The sequence below is a fragment of the Kitasatospora sp. NPDC048296 genome (genome assembly GCF_043201815.1).
Lineage (GTDB): Bacteria > Actinomycetota > Actinomycetes > Streptomycetales > Streptomycetaceae > Kitasatospora.
This window is the reverse complement of the sequence record NZ_JBICZB010000181.1, coordinates 1-2,363: the sequence shown is the minus strand read 5'-3', so window position 1 is coordinate 2,363 and position 2,363 is coordinate 1. Positions and strand designations below refer to the sequence as shown.

The 2,363-nt window shown below is 72.6% G+C and carries 1 protein-coding gene; it reads left to right on the top strand.

What is annotated here, in order from left to right; all coding sequences use genetic code 11:
- Window positions 1-2,363 (top strand): beta-ketoacyl synthase N-terminal-like domain-containing protein (locus tag ACGF12_RS38305; RefSeq protein WP_393041193.1); only part of this gene is annotated, 2,363 nt, incomplete at both ends.

The following is a 2,363-nucleotide window of genomic DNA, read 5'->3' as shown; positions in this document are numbered from 1 at the left end:
GCCAAAACCACCAGCGCGCTCAACCTGCACAACCTCACCAAGGACCACGACCTCACCGCGTTCGTCCTCTTCTCCTCCATCGCCGCCACCCTCGGGAACTCGGGCCAGGCGACCCAGGCGGCCGCGAACGCCTACCTCGACGCCCTCGCCCACCAACGCCACACCGACGGCCTCCCCGCCACCTCCATCGCCTGGGGCCCCTGGGCCGGAGCCGGTTCGACCGAAGCCCAGCAGCGCCGCACCGGCGTCGCCGCGCTGCCCGTCGAGGAAGCGCTCGTCGTGCTGGGCGAGCTGATGACGTCGACCAAGGCCACGCCGATGGTGGCCGACATCGACTGGGAGCGGCTCGCCACGGCCTTCACCGCCGAGCGGCCGTCCCCGCTGATCCGCAACATCCCCGAGGCCCGCCGGGCTCTGGACGCCCTCGCGAAGCAGGCCAGGTCGTCGGCTGCCGAGAGCACCCTGCTGGGCCAGGAGCTCGCCGGGCTCTCGGAGAGCGAACGGCACCGCGTGACGCTGGAGCTGGTCAGCAACCAGGTGGCACTGGTCCTGGGCTACTCAGGCGCCGGAGCCATCGAGCCCGGTCGTGCCTTCATGGAGCTCGGTTTCGACTCGCTGACCGCCGTCGACCTCCGCAACCGTCTGCAGGCGGCGACGGGGCTGAGCCTCCCCGCCACGCTCGTGTTCGACTACCCGTCCGCGGCCTCGCTCGCGCGGTACCTGCAGGACGAGATCTCCAGTACCGGCTCCGAGGCGTCGGACGTGACGTCCACCGTGGTGGCGCTCGACGAACCGATCGCCATCGTCGGTGTGGGGTGCCGCTACCCGGGTGGGATCACCTCCCCGGAGGAGCTGTGGCAGCTCGTCGCGAACGGCACCGACGCCATCACCGGATTCCCCACCAACCGCGGCTGGGACCTCGACGGCCTCTACGACCCCGACCCCGACCAGCGCGGCACCTCCTACGTGCGCGACGGCGGTTTCCTCCACGACGTCGCCGACTTCGACGCGGAGTTCTTCGGGATCTCGCCGCGCGAGGCCCTGGTCATGGACCCGCAGCAACGCCTGCTGCTGGAGACCTCCTGGGAGGCGATGGAGCGGGCCGGCATCGACCCGACCACGCTCGTAGGCAGCCGCACCGGAGTCTTCACGGGCACGAACGGCCAGGACTACACGATGCTGCTCAGCGAGGCCGGCGAGGCCGCCGAGGGCTACCTGGCCACCGCGACCTCGGCGAGCGTCGTCTCCGGCCGCATCTCCTACACCTTCGGTCTCGAAGGCCCGGCCGCCACGATCGACACCGCGTGCTCGGCGTCGCTGGTGGCCCTGCACATGGCCGCCCAGGCCCTGCGCAACGGCGAGTGCGACCTCGCCCTCGCCGGTGGCGTCTCCATCATGTCGACGCCGGTGGCGTTCATGGAGTTCAGCCGCCAGCGCGCGCTCGCGGCCGACGGCCGCTGCAAGTCCTTCGCCGCCGCGGCCGACGGCGCCGCCTGGGGTGAGGGTGCGGGCATGCTCCTGGTGGAGCGGCTCTCCGACGCCGAGCGCAACGGCCACCCCGTCCTCGCGGTCCTGCGGGGCAGTGCGGTCAATCAGGACGGCGCCAGCAACGGCCTCACCGCCCCCAACGGGCCGGCGCAGCAGCGCGTCATCCGCCAGGCCCTGGCCAACGCCCGCCTGACGCCGGACCAGGTCGACGTGGTCGAGGCGCACGGCACCGGCACCAAGCTCGGCGACCCCATCGAGGCCCAGGCCCTGATCGCCACCTACGGCCAGGACCGTCCCGAGGGCCGTCCGCTGCGTCTCGGCTCGATGAAGTCGAACATCGGCCACACCCAGGCCGCCTCCGGTGTCGGTGGCGTCATCAAGATGGTCATGGCGCTCCAGCACGGCGTGCTGCCCAAGACGCTGCACGTGGACGAGCCCACCCCGCAGGTGGACTGGTCGGCGGGTTCGGTCGAGCTGCTGACCGAGGCCATGGCCTGGCCGGAGACCGGCGAGCCCCGCCGCGCCGGTGTGTCCTCCTTCGGCGTCAGCGGCACCAACGCCCACGTCATCCTCGAACAGGCCCCCGCCCAGGCGGAGCCCGCCGAGGCTCCGGCCAGCGCGGACACGGCCCCGGCCGTCCTGCCGTGGTTCCTCTCCGGCCGTACGGCCGAGGCCCTGAAGGGGCAGGCCCAGAGCCTGCTCGACCACCTCCTGGCGAACACCGAGCTGCGTCCCGTCGACGTGGCCCACTCCCTCGCCACCACCCGCACCGCCTTCCACCACCGCGCCGCCGTGATCGGCGGGGACCGCGAGGGCTTCCTCACCGGCCTCACGGCACTCGCCGAGGGCCAGGACAGCCCCAACCTCGTCCGCGG